The sequence below is a fragment of the Paenibacillus arenilitoris genome (assembly GCF_014705655.1).
GTDB lineage: Bacteria > Bacillota > Bacilli > Paenibacillales > Paenibacillaceae > Pristimantibacillus > Pristimantibacillus arenilitoris.
Genome location: NZ_JACXIY010000023.1, coordinates 20,198 through 32,637 on the forward strand (window position 1 = coordinate 20,198; position 12,440 = coordinate 32,637).

The 12,440-nt window shown below is 55.3% G+C and carries 11 protein-coding genes; all 11 read right to left on the reverse strand.

Features of this window, described 5'->3' with window-relative positions; translation table 11 throughout:
• Positions 1 to 5: 5 nt before the first annotated feature.
• The 11 genes from IDH41_RS18980 to dapA all read right to left on the reverse strand — a co-directional run bounded on the left by IDH41_RS18980 (position 6) and on the right by dapA (position 12,415).
• Positions 6 to 773, reverse strand: coding sequence for a DUF3388 domain-containing protein (locus IDH41_RS18980; RefSeq protein WP_190863805.1), 768 nt, complete (start codon positions 771 to 773; stop codon positions 6 to 8).
• Between the two features lie 193 nt (positions 774 to 966).
• On the reverse strand, positions 967 to 1,218 hold the full coding sequence (locus IDH41_RS18985) for a DUF3243 domain-containing protein (protein ID WP_190863806.1): 252 nt from the start codon (positions 1,216 to 1,218) through the stop codon (positions 967 to 969).
• 105 nt (positions 1,219 to 1,323) lie between these two features.
• Complete coding sequence (gene ymfI, locus IDH41_RS18990; RefSeq protein WP_190863807.1) at positions 1,324 to 2,070, reverse strand: elongation factor P 5-aminopentanone reductase; 747 nt, start codon at positions 2,068 to 2,070, stop codon at positions 1,324 to 1,326.
• A complete protein-coding gene (gene yfmH, locus IDH41_RS18995) occupies positions 2,067 to 3,353 on the reverse strand; it encodes an EF-P 5-aminopentanol modification-associated protein YfmH (RefSeq protein WP_190863808.1) in 1,287 nt (428 codons plus the stop codon). Before yfmH ends, ymfI begins: the two co-directional genes overlap by 4 nt.
• A 3-nt stretch (positions 3,354 to 3,356) precedes the next feature.
• Positions 3,357 to 4,631 (reverse strand): EF-P 5-aminopentanol modification-associated protein YfmF, encoded by a 1,275-nt coding sequence (gene yfmF, locus IDH41_RS19000; protein ID WP_190863809.1) that lies wholly within the window; start codon positions 4,629 to 4,631, stop codon positions 3,357 to 3,359.
• Positions 4,632 to 4,779: 148 nt separating this feature from the next.
• Entirely contained in the window at positions 4,780 to 5,547 is a 768-nt protein-coding gene (sleB, locus tag IDH41_RS19005; protein WP_190863811.1) for a spore cortex-lytic enzyme, read from the reverse strand.
• 121 nt (positions 5,548 to 5,668) lie between these two features.
• Complete coding sequence (locus IDH41_RS19010; protein ID WP_223829863.1) at positions 5,669 to 8,344, reverse strand: FtsK/SpoIIIE family DNA translocase; 2,676 nt, start codon at positions 8,342 to 8,344, stop codon at positions 5,669 to 5,671.
• Positions 8,345 to 8,413: 69 nt separating this feature from the next.
• Positions 8,414 to 8,638 (reverse strand): YlzJ-like family protein, encoded by a 225-nt coding sequence (locus tag IDH41_RS19015; protein WP_190863813.1) that lies wholly within the window; start codon positions 8,636 to 8,638, stop codon positions 8,414 to 8,416.
• Entirely contained in the window at positions 8,635 to 9,363 is a 729-nt protein-coding gene (locus IDH41_RS19020; RefSeq protein WP_317890782.1) for a ClpP family protease, read from the reverse strand. Before IDH41_RS19020 ends, IDH41_RS19015 begins: the two co-directional genes overlap by 4 nt.
• Before the next feature lie 213 nt (positions 9,364 to 9,576).
• Complete coding sequence (locus tag IDH41_RS19025; protein WP_190863816.1) at positions 9,577 to 11,256, reverse strand: ribonuclease J; 1,680 nt, start codon at positions 11,254 to 11,256, stop codon at positions 9,577 to 9,579.
• A 283-nt stretch (positions 11,257 to 11,539) separates the two neighbouring features.
• A complete protein-coding gene (gene dapA / locus IDH41_RS19030; RefSeq protein WP_190863818.1) occupies positions 11,540 to 12,415 on the reverse strand; it encodes a 4-hydroxy-tetrahydrodipicolinate synthase in 876 nt (291 codons plus the stop codon).
• Positions 12,416 to 12,440 lie beyond the last annotated feature (25 nt).

Below are 12,440 nucleotides of genomic sequence, written 5' to 3' on the forward strand. Positions count from 1 at the left end.
TCCGGCTAAAAATCGTCTGTGTAGTTGGCTGTGAACGATTCGTATGTAATTTCCTCATCCGGGGTATTTCTAAGCTCGACGATGATGTCGAAATGGCTGTATTCGTAATGCGATTCCTTCACGAAAATGTCGGGATGCTCGATCACCTTCGTCGACGGCATGGCCATGATTTCCTGCAGCAGGCCGTGATGCTTCTCGTTCGAGCGGATGGTGCTTACGATGCCGTCGATGATGAAAATATTGTTCGGCTGCATCTCGTCCTCGGACAATTGGCTCCGCACCGTCTGGCGGAGAAGCGTCGAGGAGACGAATGTCCACCGTTTGTTCGAGCACACGCTGCCCGCGATGATCGATTCGGTTTTGCCGACGCGCGGCATCCCTCTTAATCCGATAACCTGATTGCCATCGCGTTTAAACACCTCGCCCAAAAAATCGACCAAAAGACCAAGCTCGTCGCGCGTAAACCTGAACGTCTTCCGGTCGTCGGAATCCCGCTCGATATAGCGCCCGTGCCGCACGGCCAAAATATCGACGATTGTAGGCGTTCTCAGTTTATTTACGGTAATATTATCGACCTTTTGAAGCATTTTGCCAAGCAGCTCGATCTTCTCGTCGTCGTCGGTTTGAAGCAGCATGCCGCGCGTGCGGTCCTCGACGCCGTTGATCGTCATGATGTTGACTTCAAGCATGCCGAGCAAGGAAGCGATATCGCCGAGCAAGCCCGGACGATTTTTATGTATTTTGTATTCCATGTACCATTGTTTCGTCTCCAACGCTGTCACCTTCCTGAACCGGTTCGTTTAGACGTCACGGATGAAAATTATGGGTATGTGCGTCATAACACATAATTCTACAATTTTCGTCATAATCCTGCAACCTTTTCGAAAACCGTACAGAAAAGCCTCCGGCTAGGAGGCTTTTCTGCTGCTTCTTTTGACGAATAATGCCGTCGCGTCGCTTTGTCGGTTAGGATTCCTGAACGAGCTTCACCATCAAGCGGGCGATCGTTTTGCGCTCGGCCTCGTCGCCTACTTCCCAAAGCTGCTTCAGAACCCGTTCTTCTTCATTTTTCGGATCGACCTTCTCATCGAGAAAGCTGCCGATTTCATAAGCGAGCGTCGAAATCGTTTCATCCGTCATTCCGGCTTTTTTCGCTTGCGAAACGCGGTCGGCCAAAAAATGCTTCCATGTCGCAAAATTAGAAAGGACAGTTGACATGTTTCTTCGCCTCCTAAAGGTGTAAAAGAATCATCAACAGTCGTTATTTTGCTACAAAACGCTTCAAATTATTCAGCTTGTCCCTATGCAGGTTGAACCCGCGCTTTACGTGTGCCATCCTCCGTTCGGACTTATGACTTGTCCGGTAATATAGGAGGATTCGGGAAGGGACAGGAAGTACACGAGCGAGGCGATCTCTTCCGCGGAGCCGAACCGCCCGGCCGGAATTTCCTGCTCGAGCGCCGCTTTCTCCTCCTCGTTGAATCCGACCATCATATCCGTGTCGACGACGCCGGGAGCGACGGCATTCACGGTCACCCCCGCCTGCGCCAGTTCCTTGGCTAGCGCCTTCGTGAACGCGTTCATGCCGCCCTTCGTCGTCGAATAAAGCACCTCGCAGGAAGCGCCCGACAGCCCCCAGATGGACGAGACGTTAATAATTCGTCCGTACCGCTGCGCGACCATATGCGGCATGAAAAGCTGCGTGCATAGAAACATGCCCTTCAGATTCACGGCCATCACGTCATCCCAATCTTCCTCCGTGACGTCCATCAGCATGCCGTAATGCGAAATGCCGCCGTTGTTCACGAGGATATCCGGCAGCATGCCGTGCACCGCAAGCTTATCCCGCATCCGCTCAAGCTGCTCCCTCGAGCGCAAATCGGCCGAAATCGTCAGCACGTTAGCTCCAAGCGCCATGCAGGCGCGAGCCGTTTCGTTGGCGATCTCGTGCGATTGCAAATAGTGAATGACGATGTTTACGCCTTCCGCGGCGAATCGTTTGGCGATCGCCGCCCCGATGCCGCGGCTTCCCCCGGTAATAAGCACCGTCATTTGCTGCAAGGTTTTCATTTTCCGGGCTGCTGCACGATCGATACGGCCAGCTGGTCGAAGTCAAAATGCTCTCGCAGACGCCGATTCACGTCGTCCAAGGTGCAGCTTTCATAGAAGGCCAGCACGTCGAACATGTCGCTGTCGCGGAACCGGTATCTCGTAAATTCGCCGGCGATGGCTTCGGGGGAATTCAGCATCCGTAAATATCCGCCGATTTTTTTGCGCTTGGATCGCTCGAACGATTCCGGTTCGATGCCGCTCTTCAAGCGTTCTTCGACCGCGGTACGGATAAGCTGCAGCAGCCGATCCGGATCGGGCGTGTCGCCGCCGATGACCGAGAACGCGTAACCCGTGCTCGAGTTGTATTCATGGCCGAACGAATCGGAGATGAGATCGTTCTCGTACAGCTGCTGATAAAGCCGGGAGCTCGGTCCGATCAGGGCGTCCAGCATCAGCTTCGTCGTCACTTCCTGGCGCAGCAGCGCTTCTCCGGTCAGCCCGACCTGCTTCTCTTTGAAGCCCAGCATGCATTTCGGCAGCGACACCGCAAGCTCCGTCACCTTGCGCGCATGCTTCACGCTCTGGGGCTCCTTCTCGAAATAACGCTCGATCTTGCTCTGCGGCTCAAACGATTTGGCGTTCTGGTTCGCCCGCACGAGCTCGATCACTTCTTCCGCCTTCACGCCGCCAACGACGAACAGCAGCATGTTCGAAGGATGATAAAACGTTTCGTAGCAGCGGTACAGCGTTTCCTTGTCGATTTGCCGGATCGATTCGACGGTTCCGGCAATATCGATATGAACGGGATGCTCATGATACAGCGCGTCGATCAACCCGAAATAGACTCTCCAATCCGGGTTATCGCGATACATATTGATTTCCTGCTCGATAATCCCTTTTTCCTTCTCGACGTTCGCGTCGGTGAAGTACGGATTTTGCACGAAATTGATCAGCGTCTCCAAATTCGCGTGAACTTGTTCGGTCGCCGAAAATAAGTAGACCGTTCGGTCGAAGCTTGTGAACGCGTTCGCGGATGCGCCCTGTGAGGCGAATACGGCGAAGATGTCCCCGGTAGGCTCTTCGAACATTTTGTGCTCGAGGAAATGGGCGATGCCGTCCGGCACTTTGACTTGAGGCTCGCCCCCGACGGAGAACCGGTTGTCGACGGAGCCGTACTTCGTCGAGAACGTGGCGTAGGTTTTGCTGAAGCCTTCTTTCGGAAGCACGATCACCTCCAGCCCGTTGTCGAGCACTTCCCTGTACAACGTTTCTTGAACGTTCGGATAATGAAGGGTTTGCATCCGTCACGCCTCCTTTCGATCGCGCAAAAAGTAAATCGTATCCAGCTGAACGCGCTCGGCCACCTTAACGATATCCGCCGTCGTAACGGCCAGCACCTGCTCAAGCAGCTGCTGGGCGCTCCTCTGCTTGCCGGTAAGCACGCTGTTGAAATCGTAAGCGATCATTTCGTAAGCCGAGTCCTGCAGCTCGCGCAGATGGTTCGAAATCATCGCCTTCGTCTGATTCATCTCAAGCTCCGACAGCTTGCCTTGCTTCATGCTCTCCAGCTGCTCCTTGATAATCGCGACGGCGCGCTCGTAGTTGGCGAACTCGATGCCCGATTGAATCGTGCAAATTCCCTTATGGCCGTCCAGCCGCGACGCGGCGTAATAAGCCAGGCTTTCCTTCTCGCGGACGTTGAGAAACAGCTTGGAATGCGGATAGCCCCCCAGAATGCCGTTATACATGAGCGCGGCGGGATAAGCATCGTCGTCGTAACCGACGCCCGTACGGAGGCCCATGTTCAGCTTTCCTTGGCTCACGTCCATCCGTTCGGTCACTTGCTTCACCTCGCCGACGGGATGGTTTACGCCCGGCTTCGAATACGGCGAAGGCGTGCCCGGCTTCAGCTTGAACGCTTCGGTCACGAGCCGAGTAACCTCCTCGAGCGTCGTATCCCCGACGACGTAAAGATCGAGCGCCGCTTCCGAGAGCCATCGCTCGTAATGTCCTTGCAGCGACGAAGGCGAGATTTCGCCGATCCGTTCCAGCTGCCCGAGCGGGTGCAGCCGGTACGGCTCATCCGCGCACATCTCCTCCAGGCAGCGCTCCGCGGCGTAACGGATTTTATCGTTCACGATCGCCTCCAGCCGCTTTCTGAGTGTCGTCTTCTCGGCGTCGACGTACTTCGCGCGGAAGCCGCTCTCTTCGAGCAGAGGGTCGGTTACGACGTCGCCCAAAAACTGAAGCGATGCGGCGAGCAGCGGCGTATTGGCGGATACGAAACGGTCGTTGATGATATCCATGCGAAATTGGACGATTTGGGAATCGCCTCTTTTGTATACGTCAAATCCGAAGCCCGCTCCGTATAAATCGTCAAGCTTCTCCCGAAAGGCGATCGTCTCCGGCGTGTTCGCCGTTCCTCTTCTAAGCACGAACGGAATGAGGGCAACCGGCGTCACCGTCGCTTCGTCCAGCGGCAATCCTGCAAACAGCGAAATGGCAAACGTTTTGAATCGTTTCGTCGGCAGCACATGCAGTCGGATGCGCTGCAGCTGCCCTCTCTCGAATTGGGTCACTCGGTTTGCTCCTTCCTGGCGGCTCGATATATAAGTAAATCTATTCCAGTTGTCAAGTCTCTATACCATTCTAACCTATCGGAAATGGAAGAAGCAACCACTGCTGCCCTTGGCAGAAACGGCTGCTTCCTATCTTTAAACTCGTATGCTACATGCAGAAAATGTGCTTGCCGATCGTCTTGATCTGGGTCCGGGTCCATATCCATTTCGACGTTGCCGTATCGGGGTTGAAATAGTAGAGGCAGCCGCCCGACGGATCCCAGCCGTTAATCGCGTCCTCTACCGCTTCGCGCGCCTTCTCGTTCGGCGTCAGCCATATTTGTCCGTCCGCAACGGCCGTGAATGCGCCAGGCTGAAAAATAACGCCGTAAATCGTGTTCGGAAAGCTTTGCGATTTCAACCGGTTAATAATGACGGCCGCAACGGCGACTTGTCCTTCGTACGGCTCGCCCCGCGCTTCCCCGTAAACGGCGTTGGCCATGATGCGCAGATCGTTATCCGACAAGCCGAGCCGGTTCGACTTGGCGATCGAAGAGTCCGAGCTTCCTCCGCCTCCGCCGCTTGAGCCCGGATTGTTCGTCGTCGGTGCGGTCGGTCTCCACGACTTCGTCGCTTCCCATAGCTTAAGCTTCGTCTTGGCGCCGACGACGCCGTCCGATTTCAATCCGAACTTCCATTGAAACCAAGTGACCGCGTTGCGGGTCTCCCTGCCGAATTGGCCGTCGATTTTCCCTTTGAAATAACCAAGGTGCGTCAGCCGTCCTTGAAGTTCGTATACATCGTTGCCTGATGAGCCTTCCTTTAACGTCGCGTTGCTGAACGTTTCGGCCGCTTCCCGTCCGCCGTGCAGCAGCGAGAAGGATCCGAACAGCAGCAGCACGATAATCGAGGTCACCGCTATCAACCGTTTTTTCATGAAGGGATCTGCCTTTCTCATGCAAGTTCGTACGCCTGATAGTAGGCGTCGTCTACCTGTAGTATGAGAAAGTGCTCCCGCTTCTATGCACAATCTCCCGATGCGGGCAAACCCCGTAAAATCAGGAGCTTATCCGGCCGGCCTGAAACTGCTCGATCGTAATGAGAACTTCGCGCGGTTTGCTTCCTTCGTACGGACCGACGACGGAGCGCGCTTCCATCTGATCGATCAGCCGGGCCGCTCTCGTATAGCCTATTCTCATTCTGCGCTGGAGCAGCGATACCGAAGCTTGCTTCGCTTCGACGATTATTTGGACCGCCTGATCGTACAGCTCGTCGAGATCGTCGTCGCCCTCCGCGGTTTCTTCCTCCACCTCGGGCACTAAATCTTCTTTGTATTCGGCTTCGGCTTGATCCCTCGCGTAATTGACGAGCGTCTCCACCTCCTGGTCGGACAGGAAAGCGCCCTGGACCCGGATCGGCTTGGACATACCTACGGGCAGGAACAGCATGTCCCCGCGGCCGAGCAGCTTCTCCGCGCCGGCCATGTCGAGAATCGTCCGCGAATCGACTTGCGAGGATACCCCGAAGGCGATCCTGGACGGGATATTCGCTTTGATAACGCCCGTAATAACGTCGACGGACGGCCTTTGCGTCGCAATAATAAGGTGAATGCCCGCCGCGCGCGCCATCTGGGCCAGCCTCGCGATCGAATCCTCGACGTCGTTCGCCGCGACCATCATCAAATCCGCAAGCTCGTCCACGATAACGACGATATACGGAAGCACGGCGGCCGGATTGTCGGCCATGAGCGCGTTGTAACCTTCGATATTCCGCGTTGCCGATTTCGAGAACAATTCGTAGCGCTTCTCCATCTCGACGACGATTTTTTTGAGCGCGAGCGAAGCGCGCCTCGGATCGGTCACGACGGGCGCGAGAAGATGCGGAATACCGTTGTATACGTTCAATTCGACCATCTTGGGGTCGATCATCAGAAATTTAACTTCGTCGGGAGCCGCTTTGTACAAGATGCTCGTTATGATCCCGTTAATGCAGACGGATTTGCCGGAGCCGGTGGCGCCGGCAACGAGCAGATGGGGCATCTTGGCCAAATTGCCGACGATGGTTTGACCCGATATGTCCCTGCCGAACGCGATGGACAACTTCGAAGAAGCGTTCTGGAACGTCGCCGTCTCCATCACTTCCCGCATCGTAACGACCGACACTTCCATGTTCGGCACCTCGATGCCGATCGCCGACTTGCCCGGAATGGGAGCTTCCATCCGAACGTCCTTTGCCGCCAACGCCAGCGCGATATCGTCCGTAAGTCCGACGATGCGGCTTACCTTAACGCCGGTCGCCGGCTGCACCTCATACCTGGTGACCGCCGGCCCGCGAACGACGTCGAGCACTTTCGCGCGAACGCCGAAGCTTTCCAGCGTCGCCTCCAGCTTTCTTTTGGAGTCGTACATATCGGTGGCGTCCGATCCTTTGCCCAACGGATTCGGCTTATTGAGCAAGGAGAACGGCGGCAGCAAATACGGCTTCGAAGCTCCAATGCTTCCCTCCGCTTCCGATGCCGGCTTCCTTGCGGCTTGCTCCGAGGCTTCTCCCGTCTCCAGCGCATCCGAGCCATCGACTTCCCCTCGATCGGTTGGGTCGATATCCCTGGGATAACCATCTTCATCTTCCGTTTCATCCGTCTCTTCCGCCATTTGCGGATCGAAATCGGTAAGCGCGCTGTCGTCGGCGTCCAACGTACCGAGCTCGCCGGGAATAACCGAATCGGCGCGATCGTCCGGGCCGTCATCCTCCCAAGGAGCGCGCTCGTCCTGCGCGGCTTGGCCGGGATGGACCGTATCGCCCAAATCGACGCCGGACTTCTCCCAAGCCGGCTCGCCCGGCTGCCTGGACGGGCTGCCGTTTCCTCTGGAATGCTCGTCTTCTGGTTCAAGCACCCACTCGTCGTCCTCGTTATCCGCATCGTCCGGCACCTGCTGCCTCGCCTCCTGCTTCCAGGAGAAGAAGAGCGATCTTCGCCTTCTCGGAGGCGGAGCGACGTAGACGTCGTCATCGTCGTCCATCGTATCGTCGTCGTAATCGGCCGCTCCTCCGCTCGGGCCCGCATTCGCTGCCGCCGTTCTAGCGGACGCTCTTGCGGATGCGCGGTTCGTCCATTTCGCCCCGAGCAGCTTGAAGACGCGAACGGCTCTGACGCTGACGATTCTGCCCAGCTCAACGTAGGATTTGCCGGTCATCAACATAATGGCGATGGCAAACATAACGAACATGATGAGCTTCGCGCCATAATAACCGAATAAAGAAAAGAACAAGGAATATTGCACGGCTCCGACGTAGCCGCCGCTAATCTGTTTATCCCGTATCGGCACGTCGTTCTCGGGCGTGACGGATATTAACGACAATCTTAAATCGCTGCTAAGCTGGTTTAAGATGAGGCCTCCCGACAACTCGGACGTTGGGCCGAGCTTCCGATCGATCTCGGAGATCGAGCTCATCAAGGTAAAAGCCAACACCAAAATAAGCAAGCCTGTCCGCTTATTCGTCCATCCGCGCGGCCAAGCTCGCTTAATCATGACGGCAAGCCCTATGAAGATGCCGACCAGTGCCAGAACGAAATAAAATTTGCCCAGGACGAGACCGAACAGCTTCGATAACGATCGGCCAACCGCCGCTTCACCCGAAAGCGCGATAATGGAAATCGTAATGAGCAGAATGCCGTAAACCTCATATTTTAAAGTAGCTCCGATTGATTTCTTACGTCTTCTTCTCTTTGCCAAATCAGTCACCTCTGGTAAAACATTATACCATAGGTGGACAAATGTTCCTATGAGACATAGGTACGAACATCAGTTTGGCGTCGAACGATAACTGACGAGCGTACCCGGCGTCAAATTCGGATTCAAATAATCGTCAAGACTGCAGTCGAGCAGCCGCACGATTTTGCCGATTCCGGGAGCGACGGGCGTAACCTGCATTTTGATGCCGTGCGCGTAAACTTCTTGCGGCGCCTCCGCTTTCTCGTGAATACCGTCGAGAACGAGCTCGAGGGGCATATTCGTATACAAGGTCATACCGGGCTCACCGCCAGCTTCGACTGCTTATGCGCTTCTATGCGCATATTCAGCTCGCGAATCGCTTCGCCCAAACCGCCGACCCTGTCGATCAATCCGTGCTTGACCGCATCCGCGCCGATTACCGTCGTACCGATATCCCTCGTCAGCTCGCCCGTCTTGAACATTAAATCTTTGAAGGTCTGTTCGGTCACGTTCGAGTGGGCCGTCACGAACCGGACGACGCGCTCCTGCATTTTGTCCAAATATTCGAACGTCTGCGGCACGCCTATGACAAGACCGTTCAAGCGGATCGGATGAATCGTCATCGTAGCCGTCTCCGCGATAAACGACAAATTGCCCGCCACCGCGATCGGAACGCCGATCGAATGGCCGCCGCCGAGAACAAGCGTGACCGTCGGCTTGGATAAGGAAGAAATCATTTCGGCAATCGCCAGACCCGCTTCGACGTCGCCGCCGACCGTGTTCAGCACGATAAGCACGCCCTCGATTTTCGGATTTTGTTCCGCCGCCACCAGCTGAGGGATAAGATGCTCGTACTTCGTCGTTTTATTTTGCGGCGGCAGAACAAGATGCCCTTCCACCTGCCCGATGATCGTCATGCAAAAAATGTTCGATTCGGCCGGCGCGGGCGTCGCCGTCTGGCCGAGCTGCTGAATCGTCTCGACGACGTTGCCCGTCTTCCTCTTCTCGTCCGCGCCCGGTTCTTGCTGCTCGGATGTCATTCCGTTTCTTGTTTGCCACATGATGTATAGGATCCCCCTCATTCAAGCGTAACGACCGCCGCTTCGCAATAGTTAAAATACAGCTTGTCATAGTATGGAGTCGGGGGCTGAATTTATTCGGAACATTTGATTGCATAAAAAAAAGGATCGCTTGTATCCGCTGCGGCATGCGCGGTTGCGACAAGCGATCCTCATTCATTTCGTGATTGGGGGTTATACTTCCATAATGATTGGCAAAATCATCGGACGTCGGCGGGTCTGCTCGTACAAGAAGCGTCCCAGTGCGTCTTTTACGTTCGTCTTCAGCGAGGCCCACTCGTTCACCTTATCGTTCATTAGCCGGTTCAGCGTTGAAGTTACGATCCGGTTCGCTTCGTCCAGCAAGCCTTCGGACTCGCGCACGTACACGAAGCCGCGCGAGATGATGTCCGGTCCGGACACGATGGCGCCGTCCTGCTTGCTGAGCGTGACTACAACGACCAGGATGCCGTCCTGCGACAGCAGCTTGCGGTCGCGCAAGACGATATTGCCGACGTCTCCTACGCCAAGCCCGTCGATCAGGACGTTGCCGGCCTGCACCTTCGCGCCTTTGCGTGCGCTTCCGTTCTGGAACTCGACCGTATCGCCGTTATCGACGATAAATATGTTCTCGCGGTCGATGCCAATCGATTCGCCGAGCCTGCCGTGCTGACGCAGCATCCTGTACTCGCCGTGAATCGGAATAAAATATTTCGGCTTAATCAAATTAAGCATGAGCTTCAATTCTTCCTGACTGCCGTGACCGGATACGTGCACGCCCGAGACGGAACCGTTGCCGTAGATAACGTTGGCGCCAAGGCGGAACAGCTCGTCGACCGTGCGGCCAACGTAGCGTTCGTTGCCCGGAATCGGCGTCGCGGCGATGATGACCGTATCGCCAGGCAAAATGTCGACCTTGCGGTGCGTCGAGCGCGCCATTCTCGTTAGCGCCGACATCGGCTCGCCCTGACTGCCTGTACATAAAATGACCACGCGATCGGCCGCCAGCTTGTTTACTTCCTCCGGCTCGATGATCATGCCCTCCGGAATGTTCAAGTAACCGAGATCGGAAGCGATGCCGACGACGTTAACCATGCTTCGTCCGACGACGGCAATTTTGCGGCGGGTTGCGATCGCGGCATTGATGATTTGTTGAATCCGATGCACGTTGGACGCGAACGTCGCGACCACGACGCGTTGCGACGATTTGCGGAAAATGTCTTCCAGGTTGTCGCCCACCTGCGCTTCGGACGGCGTAAAGCCCGGGCGTTCCGCGTTCGTGCTGTCCGATAGCAGCGCCAGTACGCCGCGTTTGCCGATTTCGGCGATCCGCTGCAGGTCGGCGAACTGATCGTTGACCGGCGTATGGTCGAACTTAAAGTCCCCCGTATGGACGACCGTTCCTTCAGGCGTGTCGAGGCATACGCCGACCGAATCGGGAATGCTGTGGTTCGTCTTGAAGAAAGAGGCGCGAATCGATCCGAGCTGAATTTCGGAATCCGCGTTGATGAGAATCCGTTTCGTTTCGCCGAGCAAGCTCGCTTCCTTCAATTTCCCTTCGATTAGACCAAGCGTCAGCTTTGTCGCGTAGATGGGAACGTTTAAATTTTTGAGTACGTACGGCAATCCGCCGATATGGTCCTCGTGTCCGTGCGTAATGATGATCCCGCGCACTTTGTCGCGGTTTTCGGTTAAGTACGAAATATCCGGAATGACGATATCGATTCCGAGCATATCCTCTTCCGGGAACTTCAATCCCGAGTCGACAACGACGATGTCGTTGTTGTGCTGAATGACGTACATGTTTTTTCCGATCTCGCCTACTCCGCCAAGCGCGAATACGAGCAGCTTATCCTGGTTGTTCTTTTTAGACAAGTGTATCTTGACCTCCTTATATGATTACAGAGCAATTGCTGCCCCGTTAATTCCATTCGCTAATCGCTATTGTTCTTCGTTCCGATGTGCTGAAAACGCCGGATGCCGCTCCGGCGCTTTGTTCCATTGCTAAATATTTGCCGCACCCAATCACTTGAACCCATTATACATGAAGAAAAAGATGGAATACAAGTGAAACCCGATAAGCCGTTACCGGATAGGCTTCCCCAAAAAATAAAACCGATGCTGGATGCACCGGCTGCAATCAACGATTCGCGTATGATTACAAAATCAACTCGCGCAAAAATGCGGCTTCCGCTTCGTTTACCGTGACGAGCGGCAGTCTTACTCCGCCAACCGGAAATCCCTTCAGGCCGAGGGCGTATTTCACGGCTACCGGATTCGGAACGGGATGCGGGCAGTAGAACAGGCCTTTGAACACCGGGAAGCATTCGCCGTTCAGCTTGGCGGCCTCCTGCACCTTGCCGTTCAGGTAAGCGTTGATTAGGTTTTTCATCTCTGCGCCGATAATATGGCTGGCCACGCTGACGATGCCGTATGCGCCAACGGCAAGCGAAGTCAAGGTGGCGCTGTCGTCGCCGCTGTACACCTTGAATCCATCCGGGGCTTCGCTAATAATTTGCGTAAGCTGATCCGAGTTCGCGCAATCCTTGGTCGCGACGACGTTGTCGATCTGGGCGAGACGAAGCGTGGTCTGCGCGGAAATATTAACCCCCGTGCGTCCTTCGACGTTGTACAGGATGACCGGCAGCTTTGTCGATTCCGCGATCGCTTTGAAATGCTGGTACAGCCCTTCCTGATTCGGGCGGTTATAATAAGGTGCGACCAGCAGCACGCCGTCGACGCCGGCCGCCTCCGCCTCCTTGGTCAAATGGATGGAATGGGCCGTGTTATTGCTGCCCGTACCGGCAATAATTTTGCAACGGCCATTCGCGTGCTTGACGGCGAATCGGAACAGCTCCAGCTTCTCTTCGTCCGACAGCGTCGGCGATTCGCCGGTCGTTCCGGAAACCACTAGACTGTCGCTTTGCTGATCCTCTATCAAATAATCGATCAACCGGCCCGTCGTAGGCCAATCGATCCGACCATCCGCATCGAATGGCGTTACCATCGCGGTAATCAATCTTCCAAATTCCATTTGAATTCCTCCTAGAAAATGTGAC

Coding starts and splice junctions, on each gene's coding strand:
- ymfI (WP_190863807.1), bottom strand. CDS start 2,070: ATGAAAACCTTGCAGCAAATGACGGTGCTTATTACCGGGGGAAGCCGC.
- IDH41_RS18985 (WP_190863806.1), bottom strand. CDS start 1,218: ATGTCAACTGTCCTTTCTAATTTTGCGACATGGAAGCATTTTTTGGCC.
- dapA (WP_190863818.1), bottom strand. CDS start 12,415: ATGGAATTTGGAAGATTGATTACCGCGATGGTAACGCCATTCGATGCG.
- IDH41_RS19015 (WP_190863813.1), bottom strand. CDS start 8,638: ATGACCTTGTATACGAATATGCCCCTCGAGCTCGTTCTCGACGGTATT.
- IDH41_RS19020 (WP_317890782.1), bottom strand. CDS start 9,363: ATGACATCCGAGCAGCAAGAACCGGGCGCGGACGAGAAGAGGAAGACG.
- yfmH (WP_190863808.1), bottom strand. CDS start 3,353: ATGCAAACCCTTCATTATCCGAACGTTCAAGAAACGTTGTACAGGGAA.
- sleB (WP_190863811.1), bottom strand. CDS start 5,547: ATGAAAAAACGGTTGATAGCGGTGACCTCGATTATCGTGCTGCTGCTG.